The organism is Bacillus sp. 2B09, assembly GCF_003946835.1.
GTDB classification, from domain to species: domain Bacteria; phylum Bacillota; class Bacilli; order Bacillales; family Bacillaceae; genus Bacillus; species Bacillus altitudinis.
Genome location: NZ_RPSG01000007.1, coordinates 36732 through 55670, shown reverse-complemented (window position 1 = coordinate 55670; position 18939 = coordinate 36732). Strand labels below are relative to the sequence as shown.

General features: G+C 42.2%; 24 protein-coding genes. 3 read left to right on the top strand and 21 right to left on the bottom strand.

From position 1 onward, the window contains the following. Positions 1-199 precede the first annotated feature (199 nt). The 16 genes from EBQ12_RS14365 to EBQ12_RS14285 form a co-directional block, all read right to left on the bottom strand. Entirely contained in the window at positions 200-607 is a 408-nt protein-coding gene (locus EBQ12_RS14365; RefSeq protein WP_017357965.1) for an Asp23/Gls24 family envelope stress response protein, read from the bottom strand. A gap of 25 nt (positions 608-632) precedes the next feature. Further along, entirely contained in the window at positions 633-1982 is a 1350-nt protein-coding gene (accC, locus tag EBQ12_RS14360) for an acetyl-CoA carboxylase biotin carboxylase subunit (protein ID WP_008342217.1), read from the bottom strand. Positions 1983-1993: 11 nt separating this feature from the next. Next, on the bottom strand, positions 1994-2476 hold the full coding sequence (gene accB / locus EBQ12_RS14355; RefSeq protein WP_019743732.1) for an acetyl-CoA carboxylase biotin carboxyl carrier protein: 483 nt from the start codon (positions 2474-2476) through the stop codon (positions 1994-1996). Positions 2477-2670: 194 nt separating this feature from the next. Then, positions 2671-3303 carry a SpoIIIAH-like family protein gene (locus EBQ12_RS14350; protein WP_164511659.1) on the bottom strand — a complete coding sequence of 211 codons (633 nt, stop codon included), beginning with the start codon at positions 3301-3303 and terminating at the stop codon, positions 2671-2673. After that, the gene (spoIIIAG, locus tag EBQ12_RS14345; RefSeq protein WP_430384053.1) at positions 3303-3938 is read right to left on the bottom strand and encodes a stage III sporulation protein AG; all 636 of its coding nucleotides are present in this window, start codon (positions 3936-3938) and stop codon (positions 3303-3305) included. Before spoIIIAG ends, EBQ12_RS14350 begins: the two co-directional genes overlap by 1 nt. A 28-nt stretch (positions 3939-3966) precedes the next feature. Beyond that, positions 3967-4599 carry a stage III sporulation protein AF gene (gene spoIIIAF, locus EBQ12_RS14340; protein WP_125590444.1) on the bottom strand — a complete coding sequence of 211 codons (633 nt, stop codon included), beginning with the start codon at positions 4597-4599 and terminating at the stop codon, positions 3967-3969. A gap of 14 nt (positions 4600-4613) precedes the next feature. Then, a complete protein-coding gene (gene spoIIIAE, locus EBQ12_RS14335) occupies positions 4614-5807 on the bottom strand; it encodes a stage III sporulation protein AE (protein ID WP_017357967.1) in 1194 nt (397 codons plus the stop codon). Between the two features lie 19 nt (positions 5808-5826). Then, positions 5827-6240 (bottom strand): stage III sporulation protein AD, encoded by a 414-nt coding sequence (spoIIIAD, locus tag EBQ12_RS14330; RefSeq protein ID WP_087978339.1) that lies wholly within the window; start codon positions 6238-6240, stop codon positions 5827-5829. Continuing rightward, on the bottom strand, positions 6237-6443 hold the full coding sequence (spoIIIAC, locus tag EBQ12_RS14325; RefSeq protein WP_003153142.1) for a stage III sporulation protein AC: 207 nt from the start codon (positions 6441-6443) through the stop codon (positions 6237-6239). Before spoIIIAC ends, spoIIIAD begins: the two co-directional genes overlap by 4 nt. A 19-nt stretch (positions 6444-6462) precedes the next feature. Then, entirely contained in the window at positions 6463-6978 is a 516-nt protein-coding gene (gene spoIIIAB, locus EBQ12_RS14320; protein WP_125590442.1) for a stage III sporulation protein SpoIIIAB, read from the bottom strand. Further along, positions 6972-7895, bottom strand: a complete 924-nt coding sequence (gene spoIIIAA / locus EBQ12_RS14315) for a stage III sporulation protein AA (RefSeq protein ID WP_083693024.1) — start codon at positions 7893-7895, stop codon at positions 6972-6974. Before spoIIIAA ends, spoIIIAB begins: the two co-directional genes overlap by 7 nt. 66 nt (positions 7896-7961) lie before the next feature. After that, positions 7962-8243 (bottom strand): YqhV family protein, encoded by a 282-nt coding sequence (locus EBQ12_RS14310; protein ID WP_008342211.1) that lies wholly within the window; start codon positions 8241-8243, stop codon positions 7962-7964. 375 nt (positions 8244-8618) lie between these two features. Next, entirely contained in the window at positions 8619-9176 is a 558-nt protein-coding gene (gene efp / locus EBQ12_RS14300; protein ID WP_008342209.1) for an elongation factor P, read from the bottom strand. 25 nt (positions 9177-9201) lie between these two features. After that, on the bottom strand, positions 9202-10263 hold the full coding sequence (locus EBQ12_RS14295; RefSeq protein WP_125590438.1) for a M24 family metallopeptidase: 1062 nt from the start codon (positions 10261-10263) through the stop codon (positions 9202-9204). After that, positions 10260-10703: a type II 3-dehydroquinate dehydratase gene (gene aroQ / locus EBQ12_RS14290; RefSeq protein WP_007501195.1), complete on the bottom strand. Its 444-nt coding sequence runs from the start codon at positions 10701-10703 to the stop codon at positions 10260-10262. The genes EBQ12_RS14295 and aroQ overlap by 4 nt, the downstream gene beginning before the upstream one ends. A gap of 109 nt (positions 10704-10812) precedes the next feature. Further along, entirely contained in the window at positions 10813-11340 is a 528-nt protein-coding gene (locus EBQ12_RS14285) for a YqhR family membrane protein (protein ID WP_035390792.1), read from the bottom strand. Positions 11341-11561: 221 nt separating this feature from the next. On the opposite strand from EBQ12_RS14285, the gene EBQ12_RS14280 reads away from it, so the two are divergent. Both EBQ12_RS14280 and EBQ12_RS14275 read left to right on the top strand, forming a co-directional pair. Then, the gene (locus tag EBQ12_RS14280; protein WP_017357970.1) at positions 11562-12518 is read left to right on the top strand and encodes a DUF1385 domain-containing protein; all 957 of its coding nucleotides are present in this window, start codon (positions 11562-11564) and stop codon (positions 12516-12518) included. 38 nt (positions 12519-12556) lie between these two features. Beyond that, complete coding sequence (locus tag EBQ12_RS14275) at positions 12557-12952, top strand: SA1362 family protein (RefSeq protein ID WP_007501201.1); 396 nt, start codon at positions 12557-12559, stop codon at positions 12950-12952. Here EBQ12_RS14275 and EBQ12_RS14270 read toward each other — a convergent pair. The 3 genes from EBQ12_RS14270 to EBQ12_RS14260 all read right to left on the bottom strand — a co-directional run bounded on the left by EBQ12_RS14270 (position 12949) and on the right by EBQ12_RS14260 (position 15487). Continuing rightward, positions 12949-13824 carry a patatin-like phospholipase family protein gene (locus tag EBQ12_RS14270; RefSeq protein WP_008342205.1) on the bottom strand — a complete coding sequence of 292 codons (876 nt, stop codon included), beginning with the start codon at positions 13822-13824 and terminating at the stop codon, positions 12949-12951. The genes EBQ12_RS14275 and EBQ12_RS14270 overlap by 4 nt on opposite strands. A gap of 306 nt (positions 13825-14130) precedes the next feature. Further along, complete coding sequence (mntR, locus tag EBQ12_RS14265; RefSeq protein WP_003215946.1) at positions 14131-14565, bottom strand: transcriptional regulator MntR; 435 nt, start codon at positions 14563-14565, stop codon at positions 14131-14133. 85 nt (positions 14566-14650) lie between these two features. Further along, positions 14651-15487: a lipoate--protein ligase family protein gene (locus EBQ12_RS14260; RefSeq protein ID WP_017357972.1), complete on the bottom strand. Its 837-nt coding sequence runs from the start codon at positions 15485-15487 to the stop codon at positions 14651-14653. A gap of 219 nt (positions 15488-15706) precedes the next feature. Between EBQ12_RS14260 and EBQ12_RS14255 the strand changes: the two genes are divergently transcribed. Continuing rightward, a complete protein-coding gene (locus tag EBQ12_RS14255) occupies positions 15707-16087 on the top strand; it encodes a rhodanese-like domain-containing protein (protein ID WP_024718853.1) in 381 nt (126 codons plus the stop codon). Between the two features lie 40 nt (positions 16088-16127). On the opposite strand, the gene gcvPB is transcribed toward EBQ12_RS14255, so the two are convergent. Beyond that, positions 16128-17588 carry an aminomethyl-transferring glycine dehydrogenase subunit GcvPB gene (gene gcvPB / locus EBQ12_RS14250; RefSeq protein ID WP_125590436.1) on the bottom strand — a complete coding sequence of 487 codons (1461 nt, stop codon included), beginning with the start codon at positions 17586-17588 and terminating at the stop codon, positions 16128-16130. Further along, positions 17581-18927 (bottom strand): aminomethyl-transferring glycine dehydrogenase subunit GcvPA, encoded by a 1347-nt coding sequence (gene gcvPA / locus EBQ12_RS14245; protein WP_035702787.1) that lies wholly within the window; start codon positions 18925-18927, stop codon positions 17581-17583. The genes gcvPB and gcvPA overlap by 8 nt, the downstream gene beginning before the upstream one ends. Positions 18928-18939 lie beyond the last annotated feature (12 nt).

Sequence of the window (18939 nt, the reverse complement as noted above, 5' to 3'; positions counted from 1 at the left end):
TTTAACCACTTTATCCGCTTGTCGTTAAGCCATACAGAGATCATAACATATTTTGACCGCAGTCGCACCAAGATCCATGCGAGCTGTGACGAAAAACGAATCACTCCATGCGTGACGTAATCATCATGTGGAATTTTCCCAAAAATGGGCTTTAAAAAACCAAAGAGGCAATGCCTCCTTGGTTTCACTTCAACCCTTTTTACATTTCTTGATCAACTTCAGCTTCAGCTGTTTTTGTATCAAATTGAATGCCAACGACATGAATGTTAATTTCATTAATCGTTAAGGCCGTCATGTTTAAAAGGGTTTGACGGATATTTTCTTGAACAGCAGTGGATACCTTTGGAATGGATAGGCCAAATTCAACCACACAATACACATCAATTGTGATGCCTTCATCAGAGACATCTACTTTCACACCTTTACGGTGATTTTTCTTCCCAAAGCGTTCTGCCACATCAGCAGCGAAGTTGCCGCGCATTTCCGCAATTCCTTCGACCTCTGATGCAGCGATCCCAGCAATGACTTCAATCACTTCTGGCGCAATTTGCACTTTTCCCAATTGATCTTCATCAAGGTTCATTTCAAGCAAATTGTTTTCTGACACGATCATTCACCTCCGAAAGCTGTTATTATTTCATAATTTGATACGTTTCTAAAAACTTCGTATTAAAATTACCGCTCACAAATGTTTCGTGCTCTAGTAATCTGAGGTGGAATGGAATCGTTGTGTAGACTCCTTCAATGACGAATTCTTGAAGCGCACGTTTCATTCTTGCAATTGCTTCTTCTCTCGTTTTACCATATGTGATCACTTTCGCAATCATACTATCGTAATATGGCGGAATCACATAACCAGGGTAAGCGGCAGAATCAATACGTACTCCTAAACCGCCTGGCGGAAGGTACATTTTAATTTCACCAGCAGAAGGCATGAAATTTTTCTCAGGGTTCTCTGCATTAATACGACATTCAATCGCCCATCCTTCGTATACAACATCCTCTTGAGTAAGGGAAAGCTTTTCACCAGAAGCTACTTTGATCTGTTCTTTGATCAAATCAACACCAGTGACCATTTCCGTTACAGGATGCTCTACTTGGATACGTGTATTCATTTCCATGAAGTAAAACTTCTCTTCATTATAATCGTAAATGAATTCAACCGTTCCAGCACCTGTGTATTCAACAGCTTCGGCTGCTTTTACGGCAGCTTCACCCATTTGCTCACGAATATCTGCATTTAGTGCAGGTGATGGCGTTTCTTCCAGAAGCTTTTGCATTCTTCTTTGGATAGAACAATCACGTTCACCTAAGTGAATGGTATTCCCATGCTGATCAGCAAGGACTTGAATTTCAACGTGTCTAAAGTCTTCAATGAATTTCTCCAAATAGACACCTGGGTTCCCGAAGTTTTGTGCTGCTTCCTGCTGCGTGATGGTGACACCGTTAATGAGCTCTTCTTCTGTGCGAGCCACACGGATACCTTTACCACCGCCGCCTGCAGTTGCTTTAATAATGACAGGATACCCAATACCAGCTGCTGTTGAAACAGCATCATCAAGATCTTTTACAATTCCTTGAGAACCAGGGACAATTGGAACTCCAGCTTGCTTCATTGTTTCTCTTGCCACATCTTTCGTTCCCATTTTGGAAATTGCTGAAGCAGTTGGTCCAACAAAGATGACATTACATTCCTCGCAAAGCTCTGCAAAGTCTGCATTTTCAGCAAGGAAACCATATCCTGGATGGATGGCATCTGTACCTGTTAGTTTTGCCACACTGACAATATTTGTCACATTTAAATAACTATCTTTTGAAGCAGTCGGTCCGATGCAATATGCTTCATCAGCCATTTGAACATGCAGCGCATCACGATCCGCTTCAGAAAATACCGCAACTGTTTCAATTCCAAGCTCTTTACAAGCACGGATGATTCTAACTGCGATTTCTCCTCTGTTTGCAATTAATAGCTTTTTAATCATGATCGTACTCCTTACTCTGCTTTCACTAGAAAGAGGGGTTGTCCGAATTCTACAAGCTGACCGTTTTCAGCTAATACTTCGACGATTTCGCCTTTTACTTCTGCTTCGATTTCATTAAACAGTTTCATCGCTTCAACGATACATACAACTGAGTTTTCCTTCACTTTAGAACCTGTTGTCACATATGGATCTGCTTCTGGTGAAGAAGAAGCGTAAAATGTGCCAACCATTGGGGATGTGATTTTATGCAGGTTTTCAGACGCAGTTGCCTCTTGTGCAGGGGCTTCGGTCTGAGCTGGAGCTTGTGCTTTAGGAGCTTGTTGAGCTGGAGCTGCTTGGACAGGAGCCACTGGTGCTTGTGCCGCAACTTGCTGAACGACTTCTTTATTTTTCTTTAACTTGATTTTTGCACCTTCATTTTCGTACGTAAATTCATCAATTGTTGATTCGTCAATTAATTTAATTAGTTCATGAATCTCTTCAATTTTTAACATGGATTTGCACCCCTATGTATGGATTTATCTTTTTTTATAGGCTAGTACTAAAAGTACATACTATAACCATCTTACAGGAGGATTTCGTTGAATTCAACTATTAATGTGATGAGACACCTCGCGCAAGCACCTGAAAAAGGGCGTCAACCCGCATGAAAAAACGCCCTTTTCAAAAAAGGGCGCTTGTGCATTTTTTATTGATTCGATGGCTCAAAAGTGACGGCTACGTTATCAAGCCCTCTCATTTCTTTTGTGACCAAATCAATAATATCTGCTGCTTGGGACTTTGATTTTTTATCAGAACGAACCGTGATGTTCACTTTATCTCCTTCTGCACTGACGAGCGCATCTTTATATCCTTTTGTTTTGATTAATGTCTCCAGCTGACGCTCTGTTCCTTCTGCCTCACTAAGCGCTGTCATTTGATCATAAGCTTCACTTTTCTCTTGCGCTGTTGCATCATCGCTAGACACGATTTCGTTATACTCTTCACGCTGCTTGCTGCGCTTATCTTCAAGTTCAAGTCTGTAGGTTGTGAAAAGTTCATCGTCGGTCTGCTCTGAAACAGCCTTTCCTTCTTCTCCACTTGTTTCAACATCTTCTTGTTTCGCATTGCTTTCTTTGTCAGTTGATTTGTCTTCTGTACCCTTTTCGGTTCCTTTGTCAGTCCCTTTTTCTGGCTCAGCCTTTTTCTCTTCCATTCCTTTTGATTTTGTATCTTCTACTGTCACAGCATTCTCACCTTGTGGAGACATGATATAGTACACACTTAATACGACAACTAAACTTAGCATCGTTAATAGCCAAACCGTTTGTTTTTTTAACATCATTCCGAATCCTCCTTGATTTTTTTAGGGGCAACAGCCACTCTATGGCTCGGTACATCAAGCACTCGTGTAACCGCTTCAATGATGGTTTTCTTTATTTGAACGTTGTCTACTCCTTGAGCAACAACGAGGACACCTCGAATGTCTGGCTTTTTCGTTTGGACAACAACAGGTGTTTCTTCATTTCCATTTTTAATTATGACAATCTCTTCTTCTTTTGTTTGATCCGTGACACTTCGCACGCCGCCTTCTTTGTCTGTTTCCTCGGTTGTAGTGCTTTTATTGGATTTGTTTTTTTCAAACACTTTTAAAGAGGTTGCGTCTACATTTACCACGATGGAAACATCCTCAACACCAATGATCGTTTCTAAAATCTCTTTCAGCTGATTTTCGTATTCTTGTTCAACATCCTCTATCGAGTTGTTTGACTTACCTGAAGAGGATGGTTTGAACACCGCCTGCTCTTCTGAGGATGTTTTTTCAGACGCAGGAACAGCAGCCTCTTGTTTGCTTGATGGCGGTGACAAAATTTGACTGACTAACATGAATGACACGCCGATGATGAAGACAAGCAGTAAGTAATGGTGCTTCGTTAATTTTGGTTTCCCTTCACCTTTTTCAGGTGCTTGGAACATTGATTTCAGTTTTTGTCTCCAGTCTTTGTTATTCATGATCTGCTGCGTCACCTCCCTCAATGTTCAGCGCAATGTGTTCAGGCCGTGTATTCCATACATCTGCAAGCGTCTCTTTCACCCTCGCCATCTCTTTTGCTGACGCCCCGGCGCTTTCCTCCTTTTGCCTGGAGAGATCAATGTCGACCTTTGCCACCGTTTCTACAGCATCACCTGTGAGCGGGACAAGGACTGCTTTGATGCGAAATTGATCTGCCTCCATATTCTGATCAAGGTGCTCCTCATCTGCCAATACTTCTACGTGTTTCATTTCATAGCTCTCCTTCTCCAGTGGCTCCTTTGCGCTTTTTTCTAGTTGGACAGCCATTTGCTTTAAAATATATGCACGCTGTGAAGCTTGTATTTCTTTTTTTTCTAAATTCATCTGATTTTTTATTTCTTCTGATTGCGCTTGGTCCTTCCCTTTCATGATTTCTGAGAAAATTCGGTCCGGATCTGCCCGGAATAACGCAAAGATCGGATTGAGCATCACCACAATTAACAATAAGCTGACGACCATTTTTGCATACTTCTGCATGCTTGAATTGGGAAGCAAAAGATCAATCACAATCGCAAATAAAATAAATAGGATAATACTTGTGATCCATTCTGTGAGAAAACTCAAATGGTGTCCCCTCCTTACTTCATCATCATGGTGAGGTTGCCAGCTGTGATGATAACGGTAATGCTTAAAAAGAACATAAGCGATACAACAGCTAATGCAGCAAATATATAAAGAACACTTTTTGAAATGACATCAAGGCAGCTAATAATCGGCCCGCCCCCTAAAGGCTGAAGAATCGCAGCGGCCAATTTATAAATCAGAGCGAGCGACAGCACTTTAATCGCTGGGAAAGCCGCAATTGAAATCAAAATGGCGACGCCTACAAGGCCAACCGTATTTTTCAGCAGCACAGAGGCGCTGATAACGGTATCTGTCGCATCAGTAAACATTCTGCCAAGGACAGGGATGAAATTTCCGGTAATAAACTTGGCTGTGCGAAGAGCGATGCCATCCGTGATAGCAGCAGATGCCCCCTGTACAGAAATGACGCCGAGGAATACAGTTAAAAAAACAGCGAGCCCGCCAATGGCGACATTTCTTAACAGCTGGGCAAGCTGGGTCACTTTGTATTGTTCGGTCAATGTACTGACGATGCTCAAGATCGCTGATAAAAAGATGAGCGGAAGAACGACATATTGAATAAAAACACCGCTCGTGTTCATTAAAAACAAAATCACAGGATGAAAGAATCCGGCTGAGACAAGCCCGCCTGATGAGGCAATAAGTGCTAATAAAAGAGGAATAAGAGCAAGAATAAAACTAGTCATCGTTTGAATGGCTTCTGTTGCATAAGAGATCGCAACATGAAAACTGTTTAATGCAATAATGATAAGCACCATATAAACAAGAGCGTATGCAACTTTACTAACAGTGCTTTGCTCAAACGCATTTTGCAAAAGCTGCAAAAGCGAACAAAAGATGGTGAGTAATATAAGTGTGCCTAAGAGCTTTCCATTGGCAATCAGCTCATGAAACAGATAATGAACAAAAGCCTTCAGCCACGTTTGGGGAGACAGCTCTTTATCGCCATCGATCATTTCCTTCACTGTACCTTTTTGGCTTTCAGGCAGAAAGCCGCCATACTCGTCCAATATCGTTTCCCAAAAGTCACTGATAGAATGAAGCTCTAAGGCATCAGCCTGTCCACCCGCAACTTCTTCTGCGACCGGTTCTTCACTTGATAAAGGCACACTTTCTTCTGCACCTGCATACGGAACAATCATCCAAAAGAACATCATAAACCCCAGCACAGCTGTCACCCGTTTCATCATCATCACCTCTTTTCCATCAAGTCATGGACGGGATCATACCTAGGATCGTCTCAATGATGACCGTTAAAATCGGTACCGCCATGACCAAAATAAGAATTTTGCCGCCAAGCTCTATTTTTGAAGCGATGGCGCCTTGTCCAGCATCCTTTGTGAGCTGGGCACCAAATTCTGCAATATAGGCAATGCCAATGATTTTCAAAATGGTTTCAACGTATTTCATATTGACGCCTGCACTTGCTGCAATTTTTTCAATCATGGAGATAATGGCATAGATTTGATCGATTAAATAAAGGAAAATGACACACCCAGTAAACACAACAAGCATAAAGGCGAAGGTTGGCTTTTGTTCTTTGACGATTAATGCTAGAAAAGTAGCGATTAAACCAAGTCCAACAATTTGAATGATTTCGATTTGTAAGCCCTCCCCTATCCTTGAAATAGAAATACGGCTTTAATCTTCTTAAACAAATCATCCACAATGGTAGCAACCATAAATAAAATGTAGATAAATCCAAGCAGTGTCACCCACTGTGCGTACTCTTTTTTCCCCATTTGATCTAAAATCGTATGGAGAAAAGCCACGACGATACCCACTCCCGCAATTTGGAATATGACGTTTACATCAACGCCCATGCTCTCGACTCCCTTCCTCTCACATCAATAACAGAATCAGTAGTAACCCACTTAGAAAACCAAGACTTCTCACCATTTTTTCATTTTTTGCTTGGGCGACTTCAGCTTCTTTCTCCTCTGATTCCAAATGGCCTAAAGCTAGCTTGATATATTTTTGTTGAGCCGTCACATCATGCTGACCAAGGGTTTCTCCAAAGTGCTTCAGCGCCTCATATTCGCCTTTTTTTAATACGGTTTTTTTCCATACATCTTCTAGACTTTCATTCCATGCATGCCTCGCAGAAAGAGTTCCGACGTTGAGTTTTTCTGCAAATTGTTCAAATAGCCGATTCACAGGCGGTCCTACTTGGGACGCAATTTGGTCAGCGGCTCTAGCTAAAGGTGTTTGACCATACATAATTTCAGCTTCAAGAGATTGGAGTGCAAACCGGAGCTGGCGGATTTGCTTTGGCCGATCACTGTACCGCTTCGCAAACTCGAATCCTCCCCATGTCGTAGCCGCAACAATGAAAATAGCACCAATAAGCTTTAACATACGTCCACTCCCCGCCTCCTCTTCAGCTCTTGTCCCTCTTGGTCAAATATCCGTCCGATCGTGCCAGGCCCTTTTTCTCTATTTAATTCCACATATCGATCAAACACACGAAGCTGCCATAACGGTTCAAATGATGGCCGTTTAGATAAGTCTTCAAGAGAATACCCATGAGCTGAGACGATAATGGTGACTCCAGCATGGATTGCTTCTAGCAGTGCCTGTACATCTTCACTTTTTCCGATTTCATCGACAATGATGACTTCTGGGCTCATGGACCTGATCATCATCATTAACCCTTCAGCCTTTGGGCACGCATCAAGTACATCAATCCGGTGCCCAAAAGAATGCTGCGGCACTCCTCTTATACAACCTGCGATTTCAGATCGTTCATCTACAATCCCTGTTTTTCTAGGAGAAATGGTTGTTGTTCCTGTACTGACAAGACGTGCTAGATCACGCAGCAATGTCGTTTTCCCGGTTTGCGGCGGACCTATAATCAGTGTGTTACACCAATGTTTTTCATATAAATAAGGGAGAAACGGCAGAGCAATTCCGATCTTCTCTTTTGCGATGCGAATATTAAATGAAGAAATATCTCTTAAGCCTTTGACGAATCCATTTTCGACGATGACCTTTCCAGCAAGCCCAACCCGATGTCCGCCAGATATGGTGATATAGCCCTGTTTTAACTCTTCCTCAAGTGTGTACATGCTGTAATTACTGAGCCTGCCTAATAGCTGAGCCGCATCTTCACCTGTTGTATGATAGGAAAGAAAGCGGGGTTTTCCTCCTTGCATCAGCTCAATTGGGCGATCGGTGCGAATGCGGATTTCTTCTATTTGCGCCCACTCTGCTTCTTTTAACATGCTGAGTTCTTGTCCAATTGAGTGCGGGAGAATATCCAACAAACTCCGCAACGAATTCCCCTCCTTTTTTTCTTCTCTAAAATGTATGATGCATGCCGTTAATTATGCCAAGCCATTTCACTTATAAATTCCAACAAGAATAAATACGACACCAATGAAAATAAACACAAGCTTCGCATAGGATAACTGCCCTGCAATTTGATAGATTCCAATCGTCATCGTGATAATAAAAATGAGCGGCCCGATGATCGCTAATATACTATTGATGACAACCGCTTTACGCACATCATTAGTCACTAAAATGAGGATGGCGGCCGTCAGTTCAATCGATGCAGATAAAAACCTCATCCCTGCCATGGCAGCAACTGATGGGTGTATACCCGGGAGAAATTGTTTCATATAGAACCTCCAGCTTTTTTTACACTATATGCTTCACTAGCTAGAAGTAGTCTTGTTTTTCAAAAGGAAGAGAGATGGATGAGAGAATAGAGTAAGGGGTGTCATAACGAGGCGTCCTATTTTTCAAATAAAAAAAGACTGTAAACACGAAGTTTACAGTCTCAGATAGTTGATAAAGGGCTAAAATGAACTTGATTTTAGCCCTTTGTCTTCTTTTCAGCGTGATAGAAAACCTTTGGAGTCTAGGAAGAACGAGCACTGGCGCGGAGCGAATTTGACATTCGTGAGCACCAGCGCGCAGGACTGACAAAGAATGCGAGGGTTTGCCTACACGCTGAGACTGTAAACACGAGGTTTACAGTCTCTCTCCGTTCATTACGCTCTTGAAACGTATGAACCGTCAGATGTATTGATCACTAGTTTATCACCTTGGTTCACAAAGAAAGGAACGTTCACGATTAAACCAGTTTCTGTTTTTGCAGGTTTTGATCCACCTGATGTCGTATCACCTTTAATACCAGGCTCTGTTTCTACTACTTCTAGTTCTACAGTGTTTGGAAGTTCTACTCCAAGTGTTTCATCACCGTACATGACGATTTGAACCGACATATTTTCAAGCAAATATTTCAGCTCATCTTTGATTTGCGTTTCGCTTAGTTCAAGTTGTTCGTATGAACTTGTATCCATGAATACATGTTGATCGCCATTTGCATATAAATATTGCATTGTTTTTGTTTCAATTTGAGCTTTCGCTACTTTTTCACCTGCACGGAATGTTTTTTCTTGAATCGCACCTGTACGCAGGTTACGCAGTTTCGAACGGACAAACGCTGCGCCTTTTCCTGGTTTTACGTGTTGGAAATCCACTACACGCCAAATACCGCCGTCCACTTCAATTGTCAGGCCTGTACGAAAATCGTTTACTGAAATCATTTTGTCATCCTCCTACATTTCACCATCATAATATGATAAGTTCTTTCGGTGAGTGGGTCAATCGTTTATTGCCGTCAGCTGTCAGGACAATATCATCCTCAATTCTCACGCCGCCGACATCCGGCAAGTAAATGCCTGGTTCAACTGTCACAACCATTCCCTCTTCTAACACGACATCTGAGCGTGAGGAAAGGCCAGGTGCTTCATGTACTTCCATACCAAGACCATGTCCAGTCGAATGCCCGAAGTATCGACCGTAGCCATACTTTTCAATGATGTCTCGTGTGATGCGATCAGCTTCTTTTCCTGTTAAGCCTGGCTTGATTTTATCCACACCAGCGTTTTCTGCTTCTAATACGATATGATAAATTTCCTTTAATTTGTCGCTTGGTGTTCCTACAGCAATGGTTCTTGTCATGTCTGAACAATAGCCTTTATAATAGGCACCGAAATCCAGTGTCACCAAGTCGCCAGATTCAATCACCTTTTCGCTCGCTCTCCCGTGTGGCAGGCTTGAACGAACGCCAGAGGCAACAATCATATCGAATGAAGATCCTTCTGCCCCTTCTTTTCTCATGAAAAATTCAAGCTCGTTCATGACCGCAATTTCTGTCAGGCCCGGCTTGATGTACGTGAGAATATGATCAAAGGCATGATCTGCAATCTTCGCAGCTTCCTCTAATATCTTAATCTCTTCATTAGACTTAATCAAGCGCAACTTTTCAACTGATTCTGAGACTGGAACAAGCTCGATACCGCTTGCTTTCCCCGAGTACTGCTGGTAGGTGGCAAATGTCATATGGTTTTGTTCAAAACCAAGACGTTTCACCCCAAATTCGTTTGCCGTTTGGACAGCAGTTTCCACAATGTTTCCTTTATGTTCAATGATGTCATAGCCCTTTACTTGATCCTTGGCTTGCTCCGTGTAACGAAAATCCGTAATAAAGGCGGCACGATCCTTTGAAACGATGGCAAGACCGGCTGATCCAGTAAAACTCGTCATATAATGTAAATTAAAGCTGCTCGTAATCACTAAACCATCTATGTCTAATTCAGCTAAAAGTTTTCTTAGTTTTTCAAGTTTCATGATACTGCTCCCCCTTCACTGACTAAATAACGAATCGCCAATTTATATCCTTCTAAACCGAGTCCAACGATTTGACCTTGGCATACTGGAGCAAGAACCGAATGATGGCGGAATTCCTCTCTCTTATGAACATTTGTGATATGTACTTCGATGACAGGTAACGTAATACTTGCAATGGCATCTCTCAGTGCATAGCTATAGTGGGTAAAAGCACCCGGGTTAAACACGACGCCATCGTACTGGTCTTCTGCTTCATGGAGCGCATCGACCAAATCTCCCTCGTGATTCGATTGAAAGAACGTCAATTGAATATTTGCTCTTTCTGCAAACTGAAACAAATCCGTTTCTAAATCTGTTAATGTTTTACTTCCATAAACTCCTGGCTCTCTCTTGCCGAGCCTATTTAAGTTGGGCCCATTCAGCACTAGAAAATGAGGCATATGACCACTCCTTCACCCTAATTCACTCTATATCGATGTCTGTTTCTTTTTCCTTAGAAACCTTTCGTTTCCAAAAATAATTTTATCATATGAATGGTGGATTTACACTTTATTCTGTCTTTTTCCCGAGTGCCCTTGCAAGCTTCTGACTCGTTAATTCATTATATTCAAATGAAATACTGTATCCGACAAACATGCCATATAAAATATATAGGCAAAATGTCGTCACAATGGTGCTTTGCTGCAAATCTTGCACTTGCTTCACATCGGGGAATATAGGATTAAATACATAAAAAACAAGCAGCCATAAAATCGCGCCATAAATCAGTCCCATCCAAAAACCTTTTATCCGTTTGAGCAGTCCATAATAAATAAAGGCTGCCCCAATAGATAAAATCCCTAAAAGTACAATACTCATAAATGTACCAAGTCCGCCTTTTTTCCATTCACCAAGCACAAATGGCTGCAACAGCATATTTGGACTCACCTCTGAAAAATGAAACATATGGGTCAGAAATCCGATAAAGCCCCAAAAAACTCCGCCGACAAAACCTGTGGCTGCTGCCCTTGCCACCATTGAAGACGTTTGTACTGATTGATTTTTTTCTTCTTGGTTTTTCTTTTCATCACGTTTCATATAAACACCTCCAGCAAGTAGTATGTCCAAAATGTCATGAAAAAAAAGGATTTCCGTGCGAGAGTGTAAAATTTTTATAACAGGGTATACTGGCTAAAAAGAGGTAGATAGAATTCTAGTAGATAATCGACCTGTGAGCTAGTGATTTCCCCTCTTTTCCTGTACAATAAAGGTATAAGGAAATGCATGTAAATTACAGGAAACAGGCAGGTTGATGAAATATGTCCAATCAAACAAAACCTCCAGCATATGGAGGGCAGGCAGTTGTGGAAGGTGTCATGTTCGGAGGTAAAATGAACTATGTGACAGCGATTCGGCGTAAGGATGAGTCGATTGAGTTTTTAAAGCTTCCCCGGACCTCCAATAAACGAACCGCCTTTCTTAAGAAAATCCCTTTTGTCAGGGGTGTTGCTGCACTTGTTGAAGCAAGCGCAAACGGCAGTAAGCACTTAAACTTCTCCAGCGAGCGCTATGACTTAGATCCTTCTGAAGATCATTCTCTTGAAAAAGAACAAAAAAGCTCGAAATTATCAATGATCTTTGGCATTGCTGTGATCGGAGTTCTCTCTCTTCTTTTTAGTAAATTTGTCTTTACTTTAGTGCCTGTCTTTTTAGCTGAACTTGTGCGTCCGGTGTTTTCTGGAAACTTCGCACAAATTGCAGTGGAAACATTCTTTAAATTGATCCTGTTATTAGGCTATATTTACTTTATTTCCATGACCCCTTTAATTAAAAGGGTATTTCAATATCATGGGGCAGAACATAAAGTCATAAACTGCTATGAACAGAATCTTGACATCACAGTGGAAAATGTCCAAAGCCAATCTCGCCTGCATTATCGATGCGGCAGCAGCTTTATTTTATTCACTGTCATTGTCGGCATGTTCGTCTATTTACTCGTACCGACAGATCCTTTATGGGTGAGAGTTCTGAATCGCTTGGCGCTTATTCCGGTTGTTCTGGGCATTTCATTTGAAGTGCTTCAGCTCACAAACAAACTCCGTGACGTGCCAGTGCTTAAAGTGCTTGGCTATCCTGGCCTTTGGCTGCAATTGCTCACAACAAAAGAACCCTCTGATGATCAAGTCGAGGTAGCCATTGCAAGTTTTAATGAACTTCTTCGTTTAGAGGAAGCATCTGCGAAACAAGCATCAGATTCTGCTCATCAAGTGATCTAGTTTATAAATCCGGTAAATTCTTTCGGAGGTGGACAGTTATGAATCGCCGAGTACATCCTGCTTTTACCATTATTTTCGCTTTAGGTGTTTTGGGATTTGTGTATTTACTCACAACGAATCCAAGCAGACTCTTTACAATGCTGCTATCAGTTGTGATCGTTGGAGCGGTTCTATTTTTCTTATTTAGATGGCTGATGAATCGAAGAACTGGAACAGAAGGAAATCTTTATCGTAAAGCAGTCAAACAATCAAAACGTCGCTACCAGCAGCCTAAACCAAAAACGAAAAGCCAGATGAAAAACCGGGTCACTCATTTGCGAAGCGTGCCGACTGACCACAAGTCGAAGCCCGTCCTTCTCAAAAAGAAAAGCCAAACACATTTGACAGTCATTGAAGGCAAGAAAAACAAAAAGAAAAATCGCGCCTTATTTTAAAATGTCCAGCTCTTTAAAAATTGCTCGGCCTTCTGTCTGCCTAGATCGACGAGCGCCTTTTTCTTTTCTGTCATCAGCTGAAAATCAGTGGCGATGACGTGTTCTACAGGAATAAAAATAATATGACGTTCGTGTTTTGTGGCAATATGTCTTTCGTCATGAGCACCACGCATCGTTTCAAATAGAGCGCCAAACAGTTCAAACGCATTGCGGATGGAATGTTGAGGGCGTTCTTTTTCGTTTGGGGTTAATGTGACACCGACAAACGGTCTTTTTTTCTCTTCAGCAAAAAGCCAAATCGGAAAGTTGCTGAGCACGCCGCCATCCACTATGGTACAAATTCCTTTTGAAGACCTCAGTTTGACAGGTTCGAAAAAATACGGCAGACTGCAGCTCATCCGAATGGCTCTGGCAACAGAAAACCGTTCTGGATTTAACCCATAGGAAGGAAGGTCATCTGGAAGGACAAGGATTTTGCCATTTGTTAAATCAGAAGCGACGATTTTGAGCGTATCTTTTTTCAGATCCCCAAATACAGTGACGCCTTTTCGTTTTAACACGTCTGTCAGCCATTTTTCTAGACGGTCACCTTTGTAAAGGCCAAGACGCCAATAAATAGACACCCACCTGAGCATTTTAAACGGGATAAATTGACACCTTCGGTCAAGCAATTGATGCTCATCCATTTCGTCTAACAGCTCCCGAATCTCCTGACTCGTAAAACCCGCTGCGATGAGTGAAGCAATGATCGCTCCCGCACTTGTTCCAGCGAGACGGACAAATTGAAATCCCCTTGCTTCAAGCGCTTCATAGGCGCCTGCAAGTGCTGCACCCTTAATGCCTCCACCTGAGAACACACCATCTATCTTCATCAAGGAGCCCCCTTTTCTTGTCACACTATTAATAGTGTAGGAGCATTTGCCTTTCATTAGAACTATATTCAAAAAGGACACCCTTCGCCAGGTGTCCTTTCAGCGTGTAGACAAACCATCGCATTCGGTGTCAGTCCTGCGCTCCGGTGCTTACGAATGTCAAATTCGCTCCGCTCCGATGCTCGTCCTTCCTAGACTGCAAAGGTTTTCTTTCACGCTGAAAAGAAGACAAAGAGCTAAAATAAAGTACATTTTACCCCTTTGTCAACAATTTAAAAGGACACCCTTCGACAGGTGTCCTTTTTCTTAAGATTCTTGATTTGTTTGTTCGTTTTTCTTTTGAATCGCTTTCAGCTGAACGGATCGCTCATCGTTTTCTTCAAAGAATTGGACAAGATCGCCGATGCGGTCAATGCTGTTCCAGCTGAGATGATGCTCAATACCTTCTACATCATCATAAATTTTCTCTTCATCTACACCAATGATTCTTAAAAATTGCTCTAGCAGTTCATGTCTGTATACGAGACGTTTTCCAATTTTTTTGCCTTTCGGGGTTAAAATTAGACCACGATATTTCTCATAAATGAGGTATTCATCTTTATCTAGCTTCTGAACCATTTTTGTTACAGAGGAGGGATGGACAGCGAGGGCTTCTGCAATATCAGATACTCTTGCATATCCTTTTTCTTCTATCAGCATATAAATTTGTTCAATATAATCTTCCATACTAGGTGTAGTCATAAAACCCCTCCAAAATGCACCTTTACTTAATAATCATAACAATTCTACACCATCGCCCATTAAAAAACAAGAAGAGTCCTTCGTCTTAACGCTTGTAATTCCAATCATCTGTGGCGTATTTCGTTTTGGCGAGGTGATGAACAAATGCCAACTCTTCATCTGTCAGCTCATAAGGCACAAGCTCGATATTTAATCCTTTTTCAAACCCTCGTTTAAATGCAACACGCGCATCGTCTATCGTACATGTTCGATCTGAAATTTCATTGATCGCCACCGCTTTGTTTTTAAAGCTGCGCTGCATCCGCTCTCTCACCCGGTCGTTTGGATACAGAAATAAATCAAACAATTTATCCTCATCAAGATCAATTAAAATCGAGCCATGCTGGAGGATCACACCTTTTTGCCTTGTTTGCGCACTGCCTGCTACTTTTCTGCCTTCTACAACAAGCTCGTACCATGAAGGCGCATCAAAACATACAGACGATCTTGGATTTTTTAAGCTTTCTTTTTCTTTTTCTGTACGAGGAATGGCAAAATACGCATCGAGTCCCAGTTCTTTAAAGCCCTCTAAAATCCCTTCTGAAATGACGCGGTATGCCTCTGTCACCGTCGCCGGCATCTCTGGGTGCTCTTCTGACACGATGACACTGTAGGTCAATTCCTGATCATGAAGAACGCCGCGGCCTCCTGTAGGCCTGCGAACAAATCCAAGACCATAGCGCTCAACCGCTTCCATGTTGATTTCTTTTTCAACATGTTGAAAATATCCAACAGATAATGTCGCTGGATTCCAACCATAAAAACGGATCACAGGCGGGATCAGCTTCTCGCTATGCCAATAAAGCAAGGCTTCGTCCATTGCCATGTTAAAGGCAGGGTCTTGGTTTCCTGTATCAATGAAACACCATTTCTCTTTTTGCATATAAAATCCCTTCTCTTTTACGTAGTCAATGTTAGATGACGGTGGTAACCACCGATTTTCTCTCTTCATCAGTCTATCAAATAGGGAAGGAATTGAAAATAATTCTTACCATTTATGATGACAAGTTTCTTTTGCTTTACTATAATAGTATTTGTCTAAAACGTACCATCAGACAGGTGACTGTGCTGATGCTCAAGAAGGAGTCGAGTCGTATTGCCAATATTCAACTATATCGTCCTCTCACTTTGTGGACTTTTCGTTCTTTATTCCATCGGCAGTTACATTTATCAGCAGCGCATTATGAAAACGCTGACGGAAGCAGAATTTATCAAAGGTTACCGCAAAGCCCAACTCATTGATGTGAGAGAACCAAATGAGTTTGAAGGTGGACATATTTTAGGCGCAAGAAACATTCCCCTTTCACAATTAAAGCAGCGCAAAAATGAAATACGCCCTGACAAGCCTGTTTATCTCTATTGCCAAAATAATTTGAGAAGCGGAAAGGCTGCTCAAACGTTACGTAAAAATGGCTGTCGTGAGATTTATAATTTAAAGGGCGGCTTTAAAAAATGGGGCGGCCGCATTAAAACAAAGAACTAACAAAAAAGACTCTGGGAGCTATTGCCCCCCATGAGTCTTTTTATTTTCTTTCAAAAACCAGCACTGGATTCCGTGCAGCCTTTGTTTCATCCATTCGTTTCACAACGGTTGTATGTGGTGCTTCCTGTACGATTTCTGGGTTCTCTTCCGCTTCTTTTGCGATTTGAATCATCGCTTCAATAAATGCATCGAGGGTTTCTTTTGATTCTGTTTCAGTTGGTTCAATCATGATACATTCCTCTACATTTAGCGGGAAGTAAATCGTTGGCGGATGATAGCCAAAATCAAGTAATCGTTTGGCAATATCAAGTGTCCGCACACCTAGTTTCTTTTGACGTTTACCTGAAAGGACAAATTCATGCTTACAGTGACGGTCAAATGGCAAATCATAATGAACACATAAGCGGCGCATCATATAGTTTGCATTCAACACCGCATGATCAGTTACAGCCTTTAAGCCGTCTGGCCCCATAGAGCGGATATACGCATACGCTCTGACATTGATACCAAAGTTCCCATAGAACGGTTTCACACGGCCGATGGATTCTGGACGATCGTAATCAAAGAAATAACGACCTTCTTTCTTTACAAGCACTGGCTTTGGCAAATATGGAATCAAATCCTTTTTCACGCCAACTGGACCTGAACCAGGGCCTCCTCCTCCGTGTGGACCTGTAAAGGTTTTATGAAGATTTAAGTGAACCACATCAAATCCCATATCCCCCGGTCTTGCTCTGCTTAATACGGCATTTAAGTTCGCTCCATCATAATAGAGCTTCCCGCCTGCTCCATGGACGATTTCAGCCATTTCTAAAATATTTTCTTCAAAAAGACCGAGTGTATTTGGATTTGTGAGCATGAGCGCCGCCGTTTCTTCATTGACAACACGGCGCAGGTCGTCTAAATCGACAAGCCCATGTTCATTAGATGCCACCGTAATCGTTTCAAATCCAGCTACTGTTGCAGATGCGGGATTTGTTCCATGAGCAGAATCAGGCACGATGACTTTTGTTCGTTTATGATCTCCTCTTGCTTCATGGTATGCACGAATCATCATGAGCCCCGTCCATTCGCCATGTGCTCCTGCCGCAGGCTGTAATGTCACGGCGTCCATTCCTGTAATTTCTTCTAAATGGTCACCTAAATCATAAAGTAACTCTAATGCACCTTGCACAGTGTCTGCCTCTTGAAGTGGATGCACATGCGAGAAACCTGCAAGACGTGCCACCTTTTCGTTAATCTTTGGATTATATTTCATCGTACAAGATCCTAGAGGATAAAAGCCAGAATCGACCCCGTGATTACGCCTAGATAATGCTGTGTAGTGACGCATAATATCCAGTTCAGAAACCTCTGGCAGCTCCGCATCTTCATGGCGGATATACGTTTCATCAAATAAATTTGGGAGCTTCTCCTCAGGTACGTCTAAATCAGGCAGGCTGTAACCAATTCTTCCTTCTTTGGATAATTCAAAAATAAGCGGCTGATCTTGTTTATTCATGACGATCCCCCAATTCCTTGATGAACGTATCAATTTCTTCTTTTGTTCTTAGTTCTGTCACAGCGACGAGCATATGCTGCTGAAGCTCTGGATAATCCCGTCCCAAGTCATATCCACCGATGATTCCTTTTTCAAGCAATCGCTCATTCGCTTCTTTCACAGGTTCATTCAGTTTCAGCACAAATTCATTAAAATGAGCGCCCTCTATTTCAGCCTGTAACCCATGTTTTTCTGCCTGCGTCTTGGCATAATGGGCCTTTTGTACGTTTTGATAGGCAATGTCTTTGATACCTGTTTTCCCAAGCGCCGTCATCGCAACAGAAGCGGCTAACGCATTTAATGCTTGGTTTGAACAAATATTTGAAGTCGCTTTGTCTCTTCGGATATGCTGCTCGCGCGCTTGAAGGGTCAGCACAAATCCTCGCACACCGTTCTCGTCTTCTGTTTGCCCGACTAAACGCCCCGGCACTTTCCGCATTAATTTTTTCGTCACAGCGAAATATCCACAATGAGGTCCGCCAAATGCAGCTGGAATGCCAAATGGCTGCGCATCACCAACGACAATATCTGCCCCAAGCTTTCCTGGTGGTGTCAGTAAACCAAGTGCAAGCGGGTTACTTGAGACGATGAATAAACTTTTCCCTTTATGCGCAATCGGTTCAATGTCCTTTAATGGTTCAACAACACCGAAGAAGTTTGGGTATTGTACAAGGACCGCTGCTGTTTCGTCGCAGACGGCTTCTTCTAATGCGGCTAGATCGGTCTGACCTTTTCGCGCAGGTACCTCGACGACTTCAATATGCTGTCCTTTCGCATATGTTTTCAGCACCGCTCTTGATTCAGGATGAACCGTCTCAGAGACCACAATCTTTTTCTTTTTTGTATGTCCTGCTGCCAACATCGCCGCTTCAGCTAATGCCGTTCCGCCATCATACATCGAGGAGTTGGCAAGATCCATGCCAGTCAGCTCAGCAATCATTGTTTGGAATTCAAAAATTGCCTGCAATTCACCTTGAGAAATTTCAGGCTGATAAGGTGTGTACGCTGTATAAAATTCAGAACGTGAAATCACATGATCGACAATCACAGGCTGGTAATGATCATACACACCAGCACCTAAAAACGAGGCATAGGCCACTGTATCTTTATTTTTTGCAGCAAGACGAGACAATTCCCGCACTAGCTCTGTTTCAGATGCGGCTTCTTTGATGTTGTACGCACCTTTGAATCTGACTTTCTCTGGGATATCTGAGAAAAGCTCATCAATTGACTGAACACCGATGACATCCAGCATTTCTTTTTGATCTTGCTCTGTTTGCGGCAAATACCTGTGCTTCATCCTCTATTCCTC

What these genes read in the sequence shown, in the direction of transcription:
- accB (WP_019743732.1), bottom strand. Translation starts at nt 2,476, where the DNA reads ATGTTAAAAATTGAAGAGATTCATGAACTAATTAAATTAATTGACGAA.
- EBQ12_RS14310 (WP_008342211.1), bottom strand. Translation starts at nt 8,243, where the DNA reads ATGAAACAATTTCTCCCGGGTATACACCCATCAGTTGCTGCCATGGCA.
- gcvPB (WP_125590436.1), bottom strand. Translation starts at nt 17,588, where the DNA reads ATGAATAAACAAGATCAGCCGCTTATTTTTGAATTATCCAAAGAAGGA.
- efp (WP_008342209.1), bottom strand. Translation starts at nt 9,176, where the DNA reads ATGATTTCAGTAAACGATTTTCGTACAGGCCTGACAATTGAAGTGGAC.
- spoIIIAB (WP_125590442.1), bottom strand. Translation starts at nt 6,978, where the DNA reads ATGTTAAAGCTTATTGGTGCTATTTTCATTGTTGCGGCTACGACATGG.
- spoIIIAC (WP_003153142.1), bottom strand. Translation starts at nt 6,443, where the DNA reads ATGGGCGTTGATGTAAACGTCATATTCCAAATTGCGGGAGTGGGTATC.
- EBQ12_RS14280 (WP_017357970.1), top strand. Translation starts at nt 11,562, where the DNA reads ATGTCCAATCAAACAAAACCTCCAGCATATGGAGGGCAGGCAGTTGTG.
- EBQ12_RS14350 (WP_164511659.1), bottom strand. Translation starts at nt 3,303, where the DNA reads ATGTTAAAAAAACAAACGGTTTGGCTATTAACGATGCTAAGTTTAGTT.
- gcvPA (WP_035702787.1), bottom strand. Translation starts at nt 18,927, where the DNA reads ATGAAGCACAGGTATTTGCCGCAAACAGAGCAAGATCAAAAAGAAATG.
- EBQ12_RS14260 (WP_017357972.1), bottom strand. Translation starts at nt 15,487, where the DNA reads ATGCAAAAAGAGAAATGGTGTTTCATTGATACAGGAAACCAAGACCCT.
- EBQ12_RS14270 (WP_008342205.1), bottom strand. Translation starts at nt 13,824, where the DNA reads ATGAAGATAGATGGTGTGTTCTCAGGTGGAGGCATTAAGGGTGCAGCA.
- aroQ (WP_007501195.1), bottom strand. Translation starts at nt 10,703, where the DNA reads ATGCCTCATTTTCTAGTGCTGAATGGGCCCAACTTAAATAGGCTCGGC.
- mntR (WP_003215946.1), bottom strand. Translation starts at nt 14,565, where the DNA reads ATGACTACACCTAGTATGGAAGATTATATTGAACAAATTTATATGCTG.
- spoIIIAE (WP_017357967.1), bottom strand. Translation starts at nt 5,807, where the DNA reads ATGAAACGGGTGACAGCTGTGCTGGGGTTTATGATGTTCTTTTGGATG.
- EBQ12_RS14285 (WP_035390792.1), bottom strand. Translation starts at nt 11,340, where the DNA reads ATGAAACGTGATGAAAAGAAAAACCAAGAAGAAAAAAATCAATCAGTA.
- spoIIIAG (WP_430384053.1), bottom strand. Translation starts at nt 3,938, where the DNA reads ATGTTCCAAGCACCTGAAAAAGGTGAAGGGAAACCAAAATTAACGAAG.
- EBQ12_RS14295 (WP_125590438.1), bottom strand. Translation starts at nt 10,263, where the DNA reads ATGAAACTTGAAAAACTAAGAAAACTTTTAGCTGAATTAGACATAGAT.
- EBQ12_RS14275 (WP_007501201.1), top strand. Translation starts at nt 12,557, where the DNA reads ATGAATCGCCGAGTACATCCTGCTTTTACCATTATTTTCGCTTTAGGT.
- accC (WP_008342217.1), bottom strand. Translation starts at nt 1,982, where the DNA reads ATGATTAAAAAGCTATTAATTGCAAACAGAGGAGAAATCGCAGTTAGA.